Annotated in this window: 20 protein-coding genes; 11 read left to right on the forward strand and 9 right to left on the reverse strand. The window is 74.8% G+C overall.

Annotation, left to right across the window (positions count from 1 at the left end):
• Positions 1 to 51 precede the first annotated feature (51 nt).
• Entirely contained in the window at positions 52 to 882 is an 831-nt protein-coding gene (locus JOD66_RS28575; RefSeq protein ID WP_204838460.1) for a lipase family alpha/beta hydrolase, read from the forward strand.
• Positions 883 to 929: 47 nt separating this feature from the next.
• Here the strand turns inward: JOD66_RS28575 and JOD66_RS19425 are convergent, their stop codons facing one another.
• Complete coding sequence (locus JOD66_RS19425) at positions 930 to 1,661, reverse strand: DUF981 family protein (protein WP_204838461.1); 732 nt, start codon at positions 1,659 to 1,661, stop codon at positions 930 to 932.
• A gap of 108 nt (positions 1,662 to 1,769) precedes the next feature.
• On the opposite strand from JOD66_RS19425, the gene JOD66_RS19430 reads away from it, so the two are divergent.
• Positions 1,770 to 2,378: a TetR/AcrR family transcriptional regulator gene (locus JOD66_RS19430; RefSeq protein WP_204838462.1), complete on the forward strand. Its 609-nt coding sequence runs from the start codon at positions 1,770 to 1,772 to the stop codon at positions 2,376 to 2,378.
• 124 nt (positions 2,379 to 2,502) lie between these two features.
• Here the strand turns inward: JOD66_RS19430 and glpX are convergent, their stop codons facing one another.
• The 5 genes from glpX to JOD66_RS19455 are packed head-to-tail and all read right to left on the reverse strand — an operon-like array spanning position 2,503 to position 6,568.
• Positions 2,503 to 3,516: a class II fructose-bisphosphatase gene (gene glpX / locus JOD66_RS19435; RefSeq protein ID WP_204838463.1), complete on the reverse strand. Its 1,014-nt coding sequence runs from the start codon at positions 3,514 to 3,516 to the stop codon at positions 2,503 to 2,505.
• A 10-nt stretch (positions 3,517 to 3,526) separates the two neighbouring features.
• Complete coding sequence (locus JOD66_RS29595) at positions 3,527 to 4,582, reverse strand: sulfate/molybdate ABC transporter ATP-binding protein (RefSeq protein ID WP_204838464.1); 1,056 nt, start codon at positions 4,580 to 4,582, stop codon at positions 3,527 to 3,529.
• On the reverse strand, positions 4,579 to 5,364 hold the full coding sequence (locus JOD66_RS19445; RefSeq protein WP_307823612.1) for an ABC transporter permease: 786 nt from the start codon (positions 5,362 to 5,364) through the stop codon (positions 4,579 to 4,581). Before JOD66_RS19445 ends, JOD66_RS29595 begins: the two co-directional genes overlap by 4 nt.
• On the reverse strand, positions 5,361 to 6,155 hold the full coding sequence (gene modA / locus JOD66_RS19450; protein WP_204838465.1) for a molybdate ABC transporter substrate-binding protein: 795 nt from the start codon (positions 6,153 to 6,155) through the stop codon (positions 5,361 to 5,363). Before modA ends, JOD66_RS19445 begins: the two co-directional genes overlap by 4 nt.
• Complete coding sequence (locus JOD66_RS19455) at positions 6,152 to 6,568, reverse strand: TOBE domain-containing protein (protein WP_204838466.1); 417 nt, start codon at positions 6,566 to 6,568, stop codon at positions 6,152 to 6,154. Before JOD66_RS19455 ends, modA begins: the two co-directional genes overlap by 4 nt.
• 111 nt (positions 6,569 to 6,679) lie before the next feature.
• Between JOD66_RS19455 and JOD66_RS19460 the strand changes: the two genes are divergently transcribed.
• Positions 6,680 to 7,255, forward strand: coding sequence for a DUF4245 family protein (locus tag JOD66_RS19460; protein ID WP_204838467.1), 576 nt, complete (start codon positions 6,680 to 6,682; stop codon positions 7,253 to 7,255).
• Between the two features lie 49 nt (positions 7,256 to 7,304).
• Positions 7,305 to 8,462: a Kelch repeat-containing protein gene (locus tag JOD66_RS19465; protein ID WP_204838468.1), complete on the forward strand. Its 1,158-nt coding sequence runs from the start codon at positions 7,305 to 7,307 to the stop codon at positions 8,460 to 8,462.
• Positions 8,463 to 8,464: 2 nt separating this feature from the next.
• Here the strand turns inward: JOD66_RS19465 and JOD66_RS19470 are convergent, their stop codons facing one another.
• Positions 8,465 to 8,704 carry an exodeoxyribonuclease VII small subunit gene (locus JOD66_RS19470; protein WP_204838469.1) on the reverse strand — a complete coding sequence of 80 codons (240 nt, stop codon included), beginning with the start codon at positions 8,702 to 8,704 and terminating at the stop codon, positions 8,465 to 8,467.
• On the reverse strand, positions 8,697 to 9,923 hold the full coding sequence (gene xseA / locus JOD66_RS19475; protein WP_204838470.1) for an exodeoxyribonuclease VII large subunit: 1,227 nt from the start codon (positions 9,921 to 9,923) through the stop codon (positions 8,697 to 8,699). Before xseA ends, JOD66_RS19470 begins: the two co-directional genes overlap by 8 nt.
• 28 nt (positions 9,924 to 9,951) lie before the next feature.
• On the opposite strand from xseA, the gene JOD66_RS19480 reads away from it, so the two are divergent.
• The 4 genes from JOD66_RS19480 to JOD66_RS19495 are packed head-to-tail and all read left to right on the forward strand — an operon-like array spanning position 9,952 to position 13,025.
• Positions 9,952 to 10,869: a PfkB family carbohydrate kinase gene (locus tag JOD66_RS19480; RefSeq protein WP_204838471.1), complete on the forward strand. Its 918-nt coding sequence runs from the start codon at positions 9,952 to 9,954 to the stop codon at positions 10,867 to 10,869.
• A gap of 9 nt (positions 10,870 to 10,878) precedes the next feature.
• Positions 10,879 to 11,730: a tRNA pseudouridine(38-40) synthase TruA gene (truA, locus tag JOD66_RS19485; RefSeq protein WP_204838472.1), complete on the forward strand. Its 852-nt coding sequence runs from the start codon at positions 10,879 to 10,881 to the stop codon at positions 11,728 to 11,730.
• Positions 11,727 to 12,326, forward strand: coding sequence for a class I SAM-dependent methyltransferase (locus tag JOD66_RS19490; RefSeq protein ID WP_204838473.1), 600 nt, complete (start codon positions 11,727 to 11,729; stop codon positions 12,324 to 12,326). Before truA ends, JOD66_RS19490 begins: the two co-directional genes overlap by 4 nt.
• 24 nt (positions 12,327 to 12,350) lie before the next feature.
• The gene (locus tag JOD66_RS19495) at positions 12,351 to 13,025 is read left to right on the forward strand and encodes an SIMPL domain-containing protein (RefSeq protein ID WP_204838474.1); all 675 of its coding nucleotides are present in this window, start codon (positions 12,351 to 12,353) and stop codon (positions 13,023 to 13,025) included.
• A gap of 23 nt (positions 13,026 to 13,048) precedes the next feature.
• Here JOD66_RS19495 and JOD66_RS19500 read toward each other — a convergent pair whose 3' ends face one another.
• On the reverse strand, positions 13,049 to 13,723 hold the full coding sequence (locus JOD66_RS19500) for a maleylpyruvate isomerase family mycothiol-dependent enzyme (protein WP_204838475.1): 675 nt from the start codon (positions 13,721 to 13,723) through the stop codon (positions 13,049 to 13,051).
• 85 nt (positions 13,724 to 13,808) lie between these two features.
• Here JOD66_RS19500 and JOD66_RS19505 point away from each other — a divergent pair, with 85 nt between their 5' ends.
• Genes JOD66_RS19505 through JOD66_RS19515 form a run of 3 tightly spaced genes read left to right on the forward strand, consistent with a single transcriptional unit; the run spans position 13,809 to position 17,826 of the window.
• A complete protein-coding gene (locus JOD66_RS19505; RefSeq protein ID WP_204838476.1) occupies positions 13,809 to 14,357 on the forward strand; it encodes a PadR family transcriptional regulator in 549 nt (182 codons plus the stop codon).
• A gap of 47 nt (positions 14,358 to 14,404) precedes the next feature.
• The gene (locus JOD66_RS19510; protein WP_307823613.1) at positions 14,405 to 15,079 is read left to right on the forward strand and encodes an ABC transporter ATP-binding protein; all 675 of its coding nucleotides are present in this window, start codon (positions 14,405 to 14,407) and stop codon (positions 15,077 to 15,079) included.
• On the forward strand, positions 15,076 to 17,826 hold the full coding sequence (locus JOD66_RS19515) for an FtsX-like permease family protein (RefSeq protein ID WP_204838478.1): 2,751 nt from the start codon (positions 15,076 to 15,078) through the stop codon (positions 17,824 to 17,826). The genes JOD66_RS19510 and JOD66_RS19515 overlap by 4 nt, the downstream gene beginning before the upstream one ends.
• Positions 17,827 to 17,831 lie beyond the last annotated feature (5 nt).

Here is a 17,831-nt window from a genome sequence, read left to right on the forward strand (position 1 = left end):
AGTTTGACAACCTGCGACTAGTTGTCGATTCAACTGGGTAGGGTTTGTGACGTGAGCAACACGTTGGCGCCCTGGCTGCTGCCCGACGGCTACGGCCGCCCGGCGCTGGCCGCGCTGCTGCGCGAGGGCAGTCTGGTGACCGAGGCGGGCCGGTTCGCGGCCCGTCGTGGCGCGACCCGACGCGTGCGCCGTCGTACGCCGCTCGCGGGGCGATCGGCGACCCGGGTCGCCGAGCCGGTGCTGCTCATCCCCGGCTTCCTCGCCGGCGACTGGACCCTTACCGCGATGGCCGCCGAGCTGCGTGCGCGGGGCTTCCGCACCTATCGCTCCCACATCCACGCCAATGTCGGCTGCACGCTCGGCTCGGCGCTGGCGCTCGAGCAGCGGCTGGAGCAGATCGCCGAGCGCCGCGACGCGCGGGTCCAGATCGTCGGCCACAGCCTCGGCGGCATGATCGCCCGCGGTCTCGCCGCGCGCCGTCCCGACCTGGTCGCCGGCATCGTCACCATGGGCAGCCCGATGCGCGCGCCCGCCGCCCACCATGCCGTGCTCACCCGCGGGGTGCGGGTGCTCAACCGGCTCGCGGACGCCGGCGTGCCCGGCTTGATGAGCGAGGACTGCGTCGCGGGGGAGTGCGCCCACCTCAGCTTCACCGAGTCGCAGCAGCCGCTGCGCGCCGACGTCGCGATGACCAACATCTACTCCCGCCGCGACGGCATCGTCGACTGGCGGGCGTGCATCGACCCCGCCGGCCACGCCGTCGAGGTCCGCGCCTCCCACATCGGGATGGCGCTCGACCCGCGGGTGATGGACGTGGTGGCGGGGGCGCTGGTGGTGCCGGACGTGCGTCGTACCCGGCATCTGGGTCGCGATTCCGCCTGAATCACGACCCGACTGCCGGGTACGACGGTGAGACCCGAGCCCGCGGGTCACATGGTGTTGACGATCAGCCCGATGTGGGTGAAGAAGTTCATCGCGCCGAACAGCAGGAAGAGCACACCCGAGACGGCCCAGAGCCAGCCGGTGATCCGGGCCCAGACGCCCGCCGTACCGGTGCTGCGCAGGCGGTTGACCAGGACGGCGAAGGCGAGGGCGCCGAGGCCGACGATGCCGATCAGGCCCGACATGAAGATCGCCTCGACGAGCGGGTGGTCCGCGAACTCACCCGAGATCGGCTCCTGCGGGGGAGCGGCGAAGAGCTGGTACTTGATGCCGGCCACCGCGATCGCGACCAGGCTCAGGCCGAGGCCGCCGACGAAGACGGTGATCGGCTGCGCCACCCGTGCGAGCGCCCGCAGCGGCTGGGTGGCCGCGAGCGCGACCGCGCCCCGCTTCCACAGGTAGAGCGCCGCGGCGAGGAGCAGGACGCCGAAGCCGAGGCTGGTCTCACCGAAGATGATGTTGTCGAACGGGAAGCCGCCGGCCGCGAGCGGCCAGGTCAGCGTCATGTGCAGGCCGGTCGTCGTGAGGACCGCGCCGAGCACGCCGAAGGTCAGCGCCCAGCCGTCGGGCTCGACCTCCTCGGGGGCGCGCAGGAGCTCGCGGCCGAGCAGGACGAGGCCGATCAGTCCGGCGCCGACGGCGACGGCCATGATCGTGTTGTAGGTGGGCATGTTCGCCCAGTCGATCTTCAGGCCCTCCTGGGCCACAAGGCTGCTCATCGTGATGCACCTCTGTCGAACACGGGACCGGATCTCGGCCCTCGAAGAGCAGAACCTATACGCGCGTATAGATATTCCGGGCGGGTGGGCCTGCGTAGGCTGAGCGCCGTGCCCGCCTCTCCCCGCCGCCCCGTCCAGGCGCGCAGCGCGCAACGCACCCGGGCGATGGCCGACGCCGCCGCCCGGCTGCTGATCGAGGAGGGCCCCGACGCCGTCACCCACCGACGGGTCGCGGCCGCCGCGGGTGTACCCGCGGGCTCGGCGGGCTACTACTTCGCCACCCGCCAGGAGCTCTACGCCGCCGCCGTCACCGCCGCCGAGCAGGTCCGGACCACCGCCGCCGCCGCGCACGCCCGCTCCATCGCCCGCCGCGGCCGCTCCGCCCGGCGTACCGCGGAGCTGCTGCTGGAGGTCCTCTACGCCCCCGCCCTCGACCCCGCCGTCGTCACCCGCCGCCTCCGGCCGATGCTCGCCGCCACCGCCGATCCCGAGCTCCGCCCGATCATGGCCGCCTCCCGCCCCGCCCTGCTCGCGGCCTTGCGGGAGACGCTCGACCGGTGCGGGTGGTCAGCGGTGGCCGAGGGGGCCGACTTCGAGCTGGTCGTGCGGATGCTGGACGCCGCGCTGCTGTACGGCGCGGCCGTCGGCGACGAGGACCCGATCGCCGACGCGGTGGGGGATGTGGCGAGGCTGCTGGAGCTGGTGCGAGGGGCGTAGGTCGGTCGGCGCGGGTCCGGTGGCGCGTCGTACCCGGCATCTGGGTCGCGTTCCGGCCGCAGGCACGACCGGAACGCCGGGTGCGACGAGGAGGCCCGACCCGGCGCGGGGGCCGAGGGGCGACTCAGTCGAAGTCGATGGCCGAGAAGCTCCGCAGCTTGGAGAGCTGGTGCTCGGAGGTGATGGTGCGGATGGTGCCGCTGCGCGAGCGCATGACCAGCGACTGGGTGACGGCGCCGCCGCCGCGGTAGCGGACGCCGCGGACCAGCTCGCCGTCGGTGATGCCGGTGGCGACGAAGAAGCAGTCGTCGCCGGTGACCAGGGTGTCGGTGGTGAGGATGTGGTCGGGGTCGAGGTTGTGGCCGGCGTCGATGGCGCGCTGGCGCTCCTCGTCGTCGGTGGGCCACAGTCGGCCCTGGATGGTGCCGCCCATGGCCTTCATGGCGCAGGCGGCGATGATGCCCTCGGGGGTGCCGCCGATGCCGAGCAGCAGGTCGATGCCGGTGTCGGGGCGGGCGGCCATGATCGCGCCGGCGACGTCGCCGTCGGTGATGAACTTGATCCGGGCGCCGGTGGCGCGGATCTCGTCGACGAGCTGGGCGTGGCGGGGGCGGTCGAGCAGGACGACGGTGACGTCGGAGGGGTTGGAGCCCTTGGCCTTGGCGACCTGGTGGATGTTCTCGGCGACGGGGTAGCGGATGTCGACGACCTCGGCGGCCTCGGGGCCGGTGACCAGCTTCTCCATGTAGAAGACGGCGGAGGGGTCGTACATGGTGCCGCGCGGGGCGACGGCGAGGACGGCGACCGCGTTGGCCATGCCCTTCGCGGTGAGGGTGGTGCCGTCGATCGGGTCGACGGCGACGTCGCACTCGGGGCCGGTGCCGTCGCCGACGTTCTCGCCGTTGTAGAGCATCGGGGCGTTGTCCTTCTCGCCCTCGCCGATGACGACGGTGCCGTTCATGCTGACGGTCGAGATCATCACCCGCATCGCCTGCACGGCCACGCCGTCGGCGCCGTTCTTGTCGCCACGGCCGACCCAGCGCCCGGCCGCCATCGCGGCCGCCTCGGTGACGCGCACCAGCTCGAGGGCGAGGTTGCGGTCGGGGGCGGGCGGCTCCACGCTGAGGGCGTCGTTCATAGGGCGAACCCTATCGGGCGTGGACCGCACGGGCGTACACGTCGACCTCGGTGGCCTTCACCGCGAAGGTCACGGGTACGCCGGGGGCCAGCTCCAGCTCGGCGGCCGAGGCGACGGTGACGTCGGCCGCGAGGTCGCCGGCCCGGACCCGGATCAGGTCGCCGATCGGCTCCAGCTCGGTGACGGTGACCGCGAGCGCGTTGCGCGGGCTGCCGCCTGGCGGCTCGCGGTGCACGGCGACCGCCGAGGGCCGGAACACCGCGACCGCCTCGGCCCCGGCGACCGGCGGGGGAGCGCCCGGGGTGCCGTGGACGACCACCCCGTCGCCACGTCGTACGCCGTCGGGGGTGGCGGTGCCGGCCACCAGGTTGAGCCCGGCGAACCGGGCGGCGAAGCCGCTGCGGGGCCGGGACAGCACGTCGGCGGTGGCGCCCTGCTCGACGACGCGGCCCCCGTCGAGGACGACGACCCGGTCGGCGAGCAGCAGGGCGTCGAGCACGTGGTGGGTGACGAGCACGGTGGTGCGCTCGGCGAGCACCCGGCGGAACAGGGTCCGCAGCGCGGGCGCGACCGCCACGTCGAGGGCGGCCATCGGCTCGTCGAGCAGCAGCAGCCGGGGCTCGGCGGCCAGGGCCCGGGCCACGGCCACCCGCTGCGCCTGCCCGCCGGAGAGCTGGGCCGGGCGGCGCTCGGCGAGCTCGGTGGCGTCGACCTCGGCGAGCCAGTGCTCGGCGGTGGCGTGGGCGGCGCGCCGCCCGGCGCCGGTGCTGCGCGGACCGAAGGCGACGTTCTCGCGCACCGAGAGGTGGGGGAAGAGGAGCGGGTCCTGCGCCAGCAGGGCCGTACGACGGGCGTGCGGCGCGACCCAGCGGCCCGGGCCGGTCAGCTCCCGGCCGTCGAGCAGCACCCGGCCACCGTCGGGGCGGAGCAGTCCGGCGAGCGCCGCGAGGGTGGTGGACTTGCCGGCGCCGTTGGGGCCGAGCAGGGCGACGGTCTCGCCGTCGGCCACCTCGAACGCGACGTCGACCCCGCGCTCGGCGACGACGATCTCGACCTGCGCGCTCACAGCGCCGCCCGGGGCCGGACCAGGCCGATCACCAGCACCGCCACCACGACCAGGACCAGCGACATCGCGACCGCCGCGTCCGCGTCGGTGACCCGGAGGTTGTAGATGAGCAGCGGCAGGGTCCGGGTGGTGCCCTCGAGGCTGCCCGCGAAGGTGATGGTGGCGCCGAACTCGCCGAGGGAGCGGGCGAACGCGAGCACCGCGCCCGAGGCCAGGCCGGGCAGCACGAGCGGCAGGGTGACCCGGCGCAGCACCGTGGTGGGCCGGGCGCCGAGGGAGGCCGCCACGACGTCGTACCGCTCCCCGGCGGTGCGCAGCGCCCCCTCCAGGCTGACGACCAGGAAGGGCAGCGACACGAAGGTCTGGGCCAGCACCACCGCGACCGAGGTGAACGCGATCCGGATCCCGAGCGCCTCCAGCTCGCTGCCGAGCAGGCCCTGGCGGCCGAACGCGGAGAGCAGCGCGATGCCGCCGACGACGGGCGGCAGCACCAGGGGAAGCAGCACGAGCGAGCGCAGTACGCCGAGCCAGCGCGCCTCGCTGCGGGCCAGCACCGTCGCGAGCGGGATGCCGAGGAGCAGGCACAGCGCCGTGCTGGCGGCGGAGGTGCGCAGGCTGAGCCACAGCGCGGAGCGGGCCGCCTCGGAGGTGACGAGCGCGGGGAAGTCGCCCCAGGCGATCCGGGTCGTCATCGCGGCGACCGGGAGCACCACGAACACGCCGGCCAGCAGCGCGGGCCCGAACAGCCAGCGCGGCAGGCCGACGTGCCGGGTGCGACTCACGAGGCGGGCGCCCCGAAGCCGGCCTGCCGGAGCACCTGCTGGCCGTCGCCGAGCACCAGGTCGACCCACTGCTGGGCGAGGTCGGCGTGCTTCGAGTCCTTGACCGCGACGATCGGGTAGTGGTTGACGATGCCCGCGGCCTCGGGGAAGTCGATGCCCTCGACCTTGTCGCCGGCCGCGGTGACGTCGGTGACGTAGACCAGGCCCGCGTCGGCCTCGCCGGACTCGACCTTGGCGAGGACGTCGGTCACCGACTGCTCCTCGCTGACCGGCTGGAAGCTCACCCCGGCGGCGTCGGCCACCTTCTGCGCCGCGCTGCCGCACGGGACCTCGGGCTGGCACAGGACCAGGTTGACGTCCTTCTTCGTGAGGTCCGCGAGGCTCTTGATCCCGGCGGGGTTGCCGGGCGGTACGGCGATCACGAGCGTGTTGGTCGCGAACTCCCGCGGCTCGCCCTCGGCGAGACCGGCCGCGACGAGCTTGTCCATGTTGGCGGTGTCGGCCGAGGCGAAGACGTCGGCCGAGGCGCCCTCGGTGATCTGCGCGACGAGGTCGGAGGAGCCGCCGAAGGAGAGCTTGACGTCGACGTCGCCGTGCGCCGCCTCGTACTGCTTCTCGAGCTCCTCGAAGGTCGCGGTCAGCGACGCGGCCGCGAACACGGTGAGCTCGGTCCTCCCGCCGGCACCGCTCGGGCCACCCTCGTCGTCACCGCTGCCGCACGCGGTGAGCGGGAGCGCGAGCAGGACGGCGGCGCCGGCGGCGACGCGGATCCGGCGGGTCGTGGGCATCATGCGTTCTTCCTCGGGGAGACGGGTCGTTCGACGACGACGGTGGTGGACTTGACCGACGCGATCGCGCGCACGCCGGGCTCGAGGCCCAGCTCGGCCGCGGCCTCCGCGCTCATCAGAGACACGACCCGGTAGGGCCCGCAGACCATCTCGACCTGGGCCATCACCGTGTCGGCGAGGACCCGGGTGACGATCCCCGTCATCCGGTTGCGGGCGCTGACCTCGCCGGCGCGGGTGCGGTCGCGGTCGGCCTCGTCGACGAGCGAGGCCGCGAGGGCGGCCAGGTCGGCCCCGGGGATGACGGTGCGCCCGTCGAGGGTGCTGCTCGGGACCCGCCCAGCGTCGATCCAGCGGCGCACGGTGTCGGTCGAGACGCCGAGCAGCTCGGCGGCCTCCGCGACGCGGTAGTCGGTCATGGCCGCCACTCTGTCGCATCTGCGACTGTTTGGCCAAGAATCTGACGCAGACGCGTACGTCGTTGGGGCTGCGGACGGTCTCGTGGGCCCGGCTGGGACACTGGACCCGTCATGAGCCAGTCACAGCCGCCCGAGCGTCCCGGCCGTTACCAGCGATCGGCGGTGGGCCTGGTGACCTCGCTGGTCGTCACCGTCGTCGTGATCGGCGGACTCCTCTACTTCATGGGCGCCTTCCGCCCCGACTTCGAGGTCAAGCCCGAGGCGGTCGACTACCTCGAGACCGTCCAGGACGCCCAGCGGGCCGGGCTCACCCCGGTCTACCCCGACGCACTCCCCAAGGGCTGGATCTCCACCGGCGTCGACGTCACCCCGGGCGAGCGCCCGGTGTTCATGGTCCGCCTGCTCACCGACGACCAGAAGTTCGTCGCGGTCCGCCAGGAGGACAGCTCGGTGACCGCGATGCTCTCGCAGTGGGTCGACGAGAGCACCGAGACCCGCCCCGGCTACACGGTGCCCGCCACCGTCGCCGCCCCCGTGGCCCGCGAGTGGAAGGGGTACGGCGACTCCGGCGGCGACTCCGCCTACGCCGCCGAGGTCGACGGGATGACGGTGCTGGTGTTCGGCTCGGCGCCGGCGAAGGAGCTGCGGGCGATCGTCGACTCCCTGGTGACGACGCCGGTCGGCTGAGCGCGAGCGGGGCGTGCAACCGATCGGGCGGGCGCCGCGTCCCAGGACCATGAGGCGATCCCTCCTGCCCGCCGTCGTGCTGTGCCTGGCAGCGCTGGCGGCCTGCGGCCCCGACGGCGCGCCGCCGCCCCGCGAGGCGGCGACGACCGCAGACCCCTGGGCGCACCTGCCCGACCTCCCGTTGGCCGAGCGCGATGGCCCGGTGGTGGTCTGGACCGGAGCCGAGGTGCTCGCGATCGGAGGGGACATCGGCGAGGCCTGCCCGCCCTCCGCCGACTGCGCCCGGCCCAACGAGGCGGCGGCCGACGGCGCCGCGCTCGATCCGGCGACCCGTGCCTGGCGGCCGATCGCCGACGCGCCGCGACCTGTTCCGGCGTACTCACCGCGGGCGCTGGTGGGCGCGGAGCTGTTCGTCGTCGTCGACCGCGCCGTCCTCGTCTACGACCTCGCGGCGGACCGCTGGACGACGCTGCCGCGCCGCATCGACTCCTGGTACCAGCCGGTCGCCGACGGCGACCGGCTGGTGCTCCTGAGCGGCAGCGACGAGAACGGAGCGCGTCCGGACCTGGTCTGGACCCCCGCCACGAAGACCTGGTCCGAGCTGCCGGACGACCCGCTGGGGCCCTCCTTCGACCGCAGCGCCGTCAGCACGCCGCGGGGCCTGGTCCTCGGCGCGCACGAGCTCGTCGCCGATCCCGGGGCCGGTGCCAACCCGTCGTACGTCGAGGCAGCGCTGCTCGACCGCGCCACCGGCGGGTGGCGGACCTTCGGTCCCAGCGGACAGCTCGGCGCGCCCTGGGCCGTGGTCGGCGACCGGCTGATCGGGCTCAGTCTCGACAGCAGCGACGGCGGTGGCGACCCCCCGGGCGACTACGGGCGTCCGGTGCCCTTCGGCGGTCGGCTCGACCTGGCCACGGGCGCCTGGTCGCCGTTGCCCGATCCGCCACCGCCGCCGGCCGCCGGCACCGGTTCCTGGCCGGTGTTCGCGCTCGACGGCGGCCCCCTGGTCGCCGGCTCCGGCTACCTGTACGACGACGCGACCGCACGCTGGCGGGAGGTCCCGCGGCCGGCGCACGGACCGGCGCGGCCGGGCCCCGCGGTCTGGGCCGGCGACACCCTCGTGGTCGTCACCGGCCAGGACGACGGGCGGGACTGGCCCGGGGTCCGGACCAATGAGGTCTGGTCCTGGACGCCGGCGGCTCCCTAGCCTCAGTCCTGGTGTTCGCCCTCGTCGTCGCCCTCGCCCAGCACCGACTCCAGCCGGGCCCGGGCGCCGTCGAGCCAGCCCTGGCACACCGTGGCCAGCGCCTCGCCGCGCTCCCAGAGCGTGAGCGACTCCTCGAGCGTGGTCCCACCCGCCTCGAGCTGACGGACCACCTCGACCAGCTCGGCGCGCGCGTCCTCGTAGGACAGCTCCTCGCTCGGGTCCGGGGGCGTGGTGTCAGTCATGGATCTCCTCGGTCGTGGTGGCGGTGACGTGGATCCGCCCGTCGGCGACGCGGACGGTGAGGGCGGCGTCCGCGGCGACGCCGGCGACGGTGGTGACGACATGGCCGTCGGCGTCCTGGAGGACGGCGTACCCGCGGCGCAGGGTGGCGAGCGGGGACAGCGCCCGGACCCGGGCGCGGCGGTGGTCGAGGTCGTCGGCGGCCCGGTCGAGCTGCCACTCCAGCTGACGGCGGATCCGGGCGCGCCAGTCGTCGAGCTCGTCGAGGCGGGTGTCGACCAGGCTGCCGGGATGGGCGAGGGCGGGCCGCGAGCGCAGCGTGTCGAGCTGGGCCTGCTCACGGTCCAGGCGATGGCGGACGGCGCGGCGCAGCGCGTCGCGCGCCCGGTCGACCATCAGCCGCTCCTGCGCCATGTCGGGCACGATCAGCTTGGCGGCGTCGGTGGGGGTGGAGGCGCGGACGTCGGCGACCAGGTCGAGCAGCGGCGAGTCCGGCTCGTGGCCGATCGCCGAGACCACGGGAGTGCGGGCGGCGGCGACGACGCGGATCAGGCCCTCGTCGGAGAAGGGCAGCAGGTCCTCGACCGAGCCGCCGCCGCGGGCCACGACGATGACGTCGACCTCGGGGTCCGCGTCGAGCCGGCGGACGGCCTCGATCACCTCCTCGGCCGAGCGCTGGCCCTGCATGGCGGCGTAGGCCGTCGTGAAGGAGACCGCGGGCCAGCGCCGGGTGGCGTTGTCGAGGACGTCGCGCTCGGCCGCGGAGTTGGGGGCGGTGACCAGGCCGACCCGGCGGGGGACCGCGGGCAGCCGGCGCTTGCGCTCCTGGGCGAACAGGCCCTCGGCCGCCAGCAGCTGGCGGCGCCGCTCCAGCCGCGCGAGCAGCTCGCCGAGGCCGACCATCCGGATCTCGCGGGCGTTGAGCGAGAGGCTGCCGCGGTTGGCGTAGTAGGACGGCCGGGCGTGGATGACGACGCTCGCGCCCTCGGTCACCGGCGTGGGGAGGCCGTCGAACATCACCCGTGAGCAGGTGACCGGCACCGAGATGTCGGCCACCGAGTCGCGCAGCGTCATGAAGACCGTCGCCAGCCCGGGCCGCCGGCTGATCTGGGTGACCTGACCCTCGACCCACACCGCGCCGAGCCGGTCGATCCAGCCGGCGAGCGCGTTCGCGATCGCGCGGACCGGAGCCGGCTTCTCCAGTGATGTCTCGAGGGCCACGGCCGCGAGCCTATGGGACAGTGTCGACATGACGGCGACGGCGCTCGTGATCGGCGAATCCGTGCTCGACGTGGTCCACGGCGACGAACGGCCCGGCGGCTCCGCGGTCAACACCGCCGTCGCCCTGGCCCGGCTGGGCAGGCCCGTCCGCCTCGCCACGGCGTACGCCGACGACCCGGCCGGCGCCCGGATCGCCCGCCACCTCGCCACCGCCGGGGTGGAGCTCGCCGGGGATCCGTGCGTGCTGGCGGCCACGCCCCGTGCGGAGGCGGTGATCGACGCCACCGGTGCGGCGTCGTACACCTTCGACATCGGGTGGCGGCTGCCCGCGCTCCCCGACGCGACGGCGCACGTCGTCCACGTGACCTCGCTGGCGCCGCTGCTCGACCCCGGCGCCGACGACGTGCTCGCGGTGGTCGAGCGGATCGCGCCGACCACCTGCCTCACCTACGACGTCAACCTGCGTCCGGCGATCACCGGCACCCGCCGCGAGGTGCTCGACCGGGTGCTGCGCACCGCCGCCGTCTCGACGCTGGTGAAGGCGTCCGACGAGGACCTGCTCGCGCTCTGGCCCGACCGGTCCGTCGGCGAGTCCGCCGCCGCCCTGCTGGCCCTCCCCGGCGGGCCGGTCGCCGTCGTCGTCACCCACGGCGGCGAGGGTGCCTCCTGGCACGCCTGCTCCGGGCCCGACTGGTCCACGGGCGGCGTCCACGCCACGCCGGCGGCCGTCGTCGACACCATCGGCGCCGGCGACACCTTCGCCGCCGCTCTCCTCGACCACCTGTGGCCGCTGCTCGGCGCCGACGCCCGCTCCCGCCTCGCCGCGCTCGGGCCCGACGAGTGGAGCGCCGCGCTCACCCACGCCGCCCGCGCCGCGGCCGTCACCGTCGGCCGGGTGGGTGCGGACCCGCCGACCCGTGCGGAGCTGGCCGGCGCGGACGCATAGGCTTGCCCGGTGCGCCTGCGGATCGACCTCGCCTACGACGGCGGCGACTTCCGGGGCTGGGCGGCGCAGCCCGGGCTGCGCACGGTGCAGGCCGAGCTGACCTCGGCGCTGACGACGGTGCTGCGACTCCCGGTCGGCTCGTTGCGGGTGACCTGCGCGGGCCGGACCGACTCGGGGGTGCACGCGCGCGGGCAGGTCGTGCACGTGGACGTGCCGGAGGATCCCGAGGAGGGCTCGCCGACGGCGGCGCGCCAGGTCACCCAGCTCGACGTACTGGCGCGGCGGGTGAACGGGGTGCTCGACAAGACGGTGCGGGTACGCCGGATCAGTGCGGCGCCCGAGGGCTTCGACGCGCGCTTCGCGGCGCTGTGGCGGCGCTATGCGTACCGGATCGTCGACGACCCGGAGCGGGTGGACCCGCTGACCCGCAACCACGTGCTGTTCTGGCCGCGCCGGCTCGACGTCGCCGCGATGGACCAGGCGGCGGGCTCGCTGGTCGGGCTGCACGACTTCGCCGCGTTCTGCAAGCACCGGGAGGGCGCGACGACCATCCGCACCCTGCTGGAGTTCGGCTGGAGCCGGACCGACGACGGGCTCGTCGTCGGGCACGTCAAGGCCGACGCGTTCTGTCATTCGATGGTGCGGGCCCTGGTCGGCTGCATGATCGCGATCGGCGAGGGCCGGCAGGACCCGGCGTGGGCGGTCGAGATCCTGACCGGGCGGCGGCGCGACCAGGGGGTGGTCGTGGTGCCGGCGCACGGGCTGACCCTCGAGGAGGTCGCCTATCCCGACGCCGCCGGGCTCGCGGCGCGGGTGGCGCAGACCGCCGCCCGTCGTACGGCCGAGGAGACGCAGCGGTGAGCGACGAGCACTACTTCTCCGCCGACCCGGCGGTCGCCTTCCAGCGCGCCCCCGTCGAGGCCGAGGTCTGGGGCCACCGGCTGCGCCTGGTCAGCGGCTCCGGCGTGTTCGCCCAGGGCCGCCTCGACATCGGTACCTCGGTCCTGTTCCGCGAGACCGAGCCGCCCACCGGCGGGCGGATCCTGGACCTGGGCTGCGGGTACGGCGTGATCGGGCTCGCCTGCGCCGTCGCGGCCCCCGCCGCCACCGTCACCGCGGTCGACGTCAACCAGCGCGCCGTCCTGCTGGCCAACGAGAACGCCGCCTCGCTGGGCCTGGGGGAGCGGTTCAGCGCGACGACCCCGGACCAGGTCGACCCCGCGGCGACGTACGACGAGATCTGGTCCAACCCGCCGATCCGGATCGGCAAGGCTGCCCTCCACGAGCTGCTGCTGACCTGGCTGCCGCGGCTCGCGCCCGAGGGCCGCGCGGTGCTGGTGGTCGGCAAGAACCTGGGCGCCGACTCGCTGCAGCGCTGGCTGGGCGAGCAGGGCTTCCCGACCGGCCGGATCGCCAGCGCGAAGGGGTTCCGGGTCCTCGAGACCCGTCGTGGGTGAGGCGCCGTCTCCTACAGTGGCGCCATGCCGACCGAGTTCACGGTGCGCGGGTCGCACTCCGCCTTCCAGTCGCCCGAGCGCGGCACCGCGCACGTCACGCTGGCCTTCCAGGGCCCGGCACTGCAGCCGGTGTACGACCGGGTGGCCGGCGACCTCGACGCGGTGCGGGCCTCGATCCAGGAACTCCACGACCCGGCGCAGGGACCGGTCACCTGGTGGTCGACCCAGCAGGTGCGGACCTGGGCGCAGCGGCCGTGGAACAAGGACGGCAAGCAGCTCCCGCTCGTCCACCACGCCAGCGTCGGGGTGCGGGTCAAGTTCCGTGACTTCGCCCGGCTCGCCACCTGGGTGGGCCGGCTGGTCAGCTCGGCCGACGGCTTCCGCCTCGACGGCGTCGAGTGGGCGCTGACCGAGGCGCGGCGGGTCGAGCTGGAGCGCGCCGTGCGCACCCACGCGGTGCAGGACGCCGTCCGCCGGGCCCAGGAGTACGCCGACGCGCTCGGCCTCGGCCAGGTCCGCCCCGTCGCGGTGGCCGACGCCGGCATGCTCAGCCAGGGCATCTCCCCGATGGGCGGCGGCGGACCGGCCGGGTTCATGCGGATGGCCGCCAAGGACAGCGGGGGCGGCGCCGAGCTGGAGCTGGCACCCGAGGACATCGAGGTCAGCGCCGAGGTCGACGCCCGCTTCGTCGCGGACTGAGGGGCGGCTCTGCCCCGTCCGCCTCAGGAGGTGATCCGCGCCCCCGCCAGCACGTCCGCCGCTGGTCCGCTCGCGGGCAGCCGCCCCCAGAGCTGGAGCAGCAGGTCGGTGGCCGGTGCGGCCAGCTCGACCGGTTTCCCGGCCGCGTCCGGCTCGAGCACGAGCGAGCGGTCGAGGTCGGTGGCGACCACGCGCACCGGCGCGGTCAGCGGCTCGCTGCGGCCGAGTCGCACCTGACGCGGGTAGAACAGGCTCGCCACCTCCTCCACGCCGTCCCAGCCGAGCTCGGGGCCCGGCTGCCACTCGCGGGTGCGGTCCTGGGAGCCGAGCGCGTCGTAGAGGTGCATGGTGACCTCGTGGACCTGGCGCCGCGGCCAGAACCCGGCCACCTTCTCGGGGCCGAAGGTCCAGGCCGGCGCGTCCGGCGGGGTGCGACGCAGGACGTCGACGAGGCCGCTCGCCGCCGCCCGGTAGCCGGCGACCAGGACCTCGCGCCCGGGCCCGGGAGCGGGGCTGTCGCCGTCGGGGGAGCCCTCGACGACGGCGTGGGTGGCCCAGGCGTGCACCCAGCGGGTGTGCTCGCCGAGGTCGGCCAGGGTCCAGCCCGGACAGGTCGGCACCGGCGCGGCGAGGTCGCCCGTGGCGAGCACCTCCGCGAACCGGCCGGTCGTCGTCTCCAGCAGGTCGATCCACTCCATGGCGAGATCTTCGCAGCACGCTGTCACGGAGGCGACGCGCCGTGTCGCTGGACAGATGGATACGCCGTATGCATACTCCGTACCTATGTCCATCAAGCACGGTCTCCTGGCGCTCCTGGCGCCGGGCCCGAAGTACGGCTACCAGCTCAAGGCCGAGTTCGAGGCCACGACCGGGTCGGCCTGGCCGCTGAACATCGGGCAGGTCTACTCGACCCTCCAGCGCCTGGAGAAGGGCGGCCAGATCGAGGCCGACGGGGTGCCGGACGACGACGGGCGCGTGGTCTACGCGCTCACCCCGGCCGGTCGTGAGGAGCTGACCGGCTGGTTCCGCTCGCCGATCGCGCAGGAGTCGCGCCCGCGCGACGAGCTCGCCATCAAGCTGGCGATGGCCGTGAACACCCCCGGCGTCGAGGCGCGCGAGGTGGTCCAGGCCCAGCGCCGCCAGGCGATGAGCTCCCTGCAGTCCCTGACCCGCGCCAAGGCGTCGGTCCCCGACGAGGACCTGGCCCGGGTGATGGTCATCGACTCGCTGATCTTCGCCGTCGAGGCCGAGGTCAGCTGGCTCGACCGCTGTGAAGCCCGGCTCCGCAAGGCCCGAACCGTTCAGATCCCCGAGAAGGAGGCCGTCCAGTGACCGCCAACCCCGTCCTGGAACTTCGCAACGCAGGCAAGGTGTACGGCGTGGGCGAGACCCTCGTGACCGCGCTGCACGGCGCGTCGCTGAGCGTCGCGCCCGGCGAGCTGGTCGCGGTCCGCGGCGCGTCCGGCTCGGGCAAGAGCACGCTGCTGCACCTGGCCGGTGGGCTGGACGCGCCGAGCACCGGCGACGTCCTGGTCGAGGGCCAGTCCCTCTCCGGACTCTCCCGCAAGGACCTGGCCCGGCTGCGGCGGCGCTCGATCGGCTACGTCTTCCAGGACCTCAACCTGGTGCCGTCGCTGACCGCCGCCGAGAACATCGCGCTGCCCCGGGAGCTCGACGGCGTCGCCGCCGCCGAGGCGCGCACCGACGCGCTCGCTGCGCTGGAGGAGGTCGGGCTGCGCGAGGTCGCCGACCGGTTCCCCGACGAGATGTCGGGCGGGCAGCAGCAGCGGGTCGCGATCGCCCGCGCGCTCATCGGTCCGCGGCGCCTGGTGCTCGCCGACGAGCCGACCGGCGCGCTGGACAGCGAGACCGGTGAGGGCGTGCTGCGGCTGCTGCGGGCGCGCTGCGACGCGGGCGCCGCCTGCCTGCTGGTCACCCACGAGCCGCGGCACTCCGCCTGGGCCGACCGGGTGGTCTTCATCAGCGACGGCGCCATCGTCGACGAGACCGTCGCCGACGCGCCCGCCGCCCTCGACCTCGGGGCGCTGACGTGAGCGTGTGGCGGCCCGCTCGCCGGATGGCGCGGCGCTCGATCCGCCGCAACCTGGCCCGGTCGATCCTGATCGCGCTGCTGATCGGGCTGCCGGTGGCGGTGGCCACGTTCAGCGACGTGCTCTACCGCTCCAGCGACTCCCCGGCCCGCGCCGCCTATCTCGCGCTCGGCGACGCCGACGCCAAGCTCGTGGTGACCGACCAACCCACCATCGAGGACTTCCGGCAGGGGACGGAGTGGGAGGGCTACGCCTACGACGATGACGCCGTGACGAGAGACCCGGCGAGCGTCGACGTCGCCGCGCTGCTGCCCCACGGCACCGTGCTCGAGCAGGACGACGAGGACGGGTCGGGGTCCGGGCTGCTCCTGCAGGTGCTGGGCGGCTCGGACGTCGAGGAGCTGCCGCTCCAGTACGCCACCCTGCCGTCGCGGCTCCAGCCGGACCGGCTTCAGCTGCGCGAGGGCAGCTACCCGAAGGCGGGGGAGGTGGTCCTCACCGAGGCGGCCGCCGAGGGCCTGAAGGCCGGGGCGGGCGACACCGTCACCGACGACCTCAGCGGCATCCGGCTGCGCGTCAGCGGGATCGTCCGCGACGAGCAGTGCCGCTCCTGTCAGGCGGCCTACGCCCAGTCCGGGCAGGATCTCGTCCCGCCCGTCCCGAATGCCGACGGCTACGTGTGGGAGCCCGGCCGGCCCACGTACCTCGTGGACCTGCCGGCCGGCGTCGACGCCAACGCCTTGGCGCCGTCCCTCGCCGAGCGGGGCGTGCTGCTGTACTCGCGCGACACCTACCTGCACCCCGACCGCTACCAGACCTGGGACGAGCCGTCGCTGACCTACGACGAGCTGCGGGGAGCCGCGCTCACCACCCTGATCGTCGGCCTCGGGCTGCTCGAGGTGATCCTGCTGGCCGGCGCCGCCTTCGCGGTGGGCGCCCGCAAGCAGGTGCGCGAGATGGGCCTGATCAACGCGGGCGGTGCCTCGCCCCGCCAACTGCGCGCCGTGCTGCTGGTGCAGGGGGCCACCCTCGGCGTGATCGGTACGACGGGTGGGGTCGCGGTCGGCTTCCTGGTCGCCTGGCTGGGCTGGCCGCTGTGGGAGTGGCTCAACGGCTCGGTGCTGCCCGTCTTCCGGTTCGGCCCCGAGGTGCTCATCGCCGTGGTCGTCGGCATCCTCTCGGGCGTGCTCGCGGCGGTGGTGCCGGCCATCGGCGCGTCGCGTCAGCAGCCGCTCGACGCCCTGTCCGGTCGGTTCCGGATCACCGGGGCCCGCTCGCGGCGCGCCGGGCTCCTCGGCCTCGCGGGCATCCTGGCCGGCGCCGTGCTGGCCCTGGTCGGCAGCGCGCAGATGGCCGACGACTTCCGGGAGTACTCCGCCGCGCTGGCCATGGCCAAGCAGACCGGCAACTACGTGTCCGCGCCCAGCCCGACCATCCCGGTCGCGCTCGTCCTGATGGGTGCCGTCCTCGCCATCGCCGGCCTGGTGCTGGCCATGCCGGTGCTCATCGGCCGGCTGGGCCGGCTCGGCGCCCGACTGCCGCTGGCCGGCCGGATCGCCCTGCGCGACGCCGACCGGCACCGCCACCGCACCGGTCCGGCGGCGAGCGCGATCATGCTCGCCGTGGCGGGGTCCGTGGTCGCGGCGTTCGCGATCGCCGGCAGCGTGCGCGGTGACCAGGAGGCCTGGATCCCGAGCCTGCCGCCGGGCGTGATGCAGGTCTACCCGACCTATGTCGACCCGGACGAGGTGCCGGCGACCGTCGAGGAGGCGGCGCAGCGGGCGGCCGCGGCGCTGCCGGACGGGACCGCGCTCCCGGCCGGCGAGCTGGGCTACCCGAACCCGGGTGCGCAGCAGGAGCAGGGCGGGCCGGCCGTCGAGCAGGTGTGGTTCAGCGGCGGTGCCGCCTGTCCGGACAGCTGCGTGAGCTACGGCGTCGGCGGCTCGGCCGCGCTCGCGGACCCCGCGCTCGCCCGGGCCGTCCTCGGGCGCGACCTGAGCGCCGCCGAGACCGCCGCGCTCGCCGACGGCGAGGTGCTGGCGCTCCTGCCCGGCCTGGTCGGCGGTGACGGCCGGGTCACCGCCGACCTCGAGGGGCTCGCGGACGGCGACGGCGACGGCGTCGTGGAGGAGAAGGACATCCCGAGGCTCTCGCTGCCGGCCCGCGTGGTCGAGGCGCCGACGGCCTATGCGTCGATGCCGGGGGTGCTGATGAGCCCCGAGACGGCGCAGGCCAACGGGCTCGTGGTGGTGCCGACCCAGCGCTTCGTCACCTTCGACGCGGACGCGACGAAGGGCCAGGTCCGGGCCGGCCTCCGGGCCGCTGCGGAGGGCCATCGCGCGTCGGCGTCGGTGGAGCGGCCCTACCACTCCGAGAGCGGGCTCGCCCTCCTGGTCACCGGCGGCCTGGCCGCGCTGGTCACCCTGATCGGCGTCGCGATCGCGGTCGCGCTCTCGGCGGCCGAGGGCCGGCGCGAGCTGGCGACCCTGTCGGCGGTGGGAGCCGATCCCGCCGTACGCCGCCGCCTGGCCGGCGCGCAGGCCCTGGTCATCTCGGGGGTCGGCGCGCTGGTCGGGGTGGTCCTCGGCAGCTTCGTGTCCTACGCACTGCGCGCGACCTTCGGAGCGTCGTCGTTCACGGTGCCGTGGGCGAACCTCGTGGGCGTGGGGCTCGGGGTTCCGATCCTCGCGGCGCTGATCACGGCGGCCTGCACCCGCTCGCGGGTGCCGATGCTGGAGCGGCGGGCCTGAACCGG

It is taken from the genome of Nocardioides nitrophenolicus (assembly GCF_016907515.1).
GTDB lineage: Bacteria > Actinomycetota > Actinomycetes > Propionibacteriales > Nocardioidaceae > Nocardioides > Nocardioides nitrophenolicus.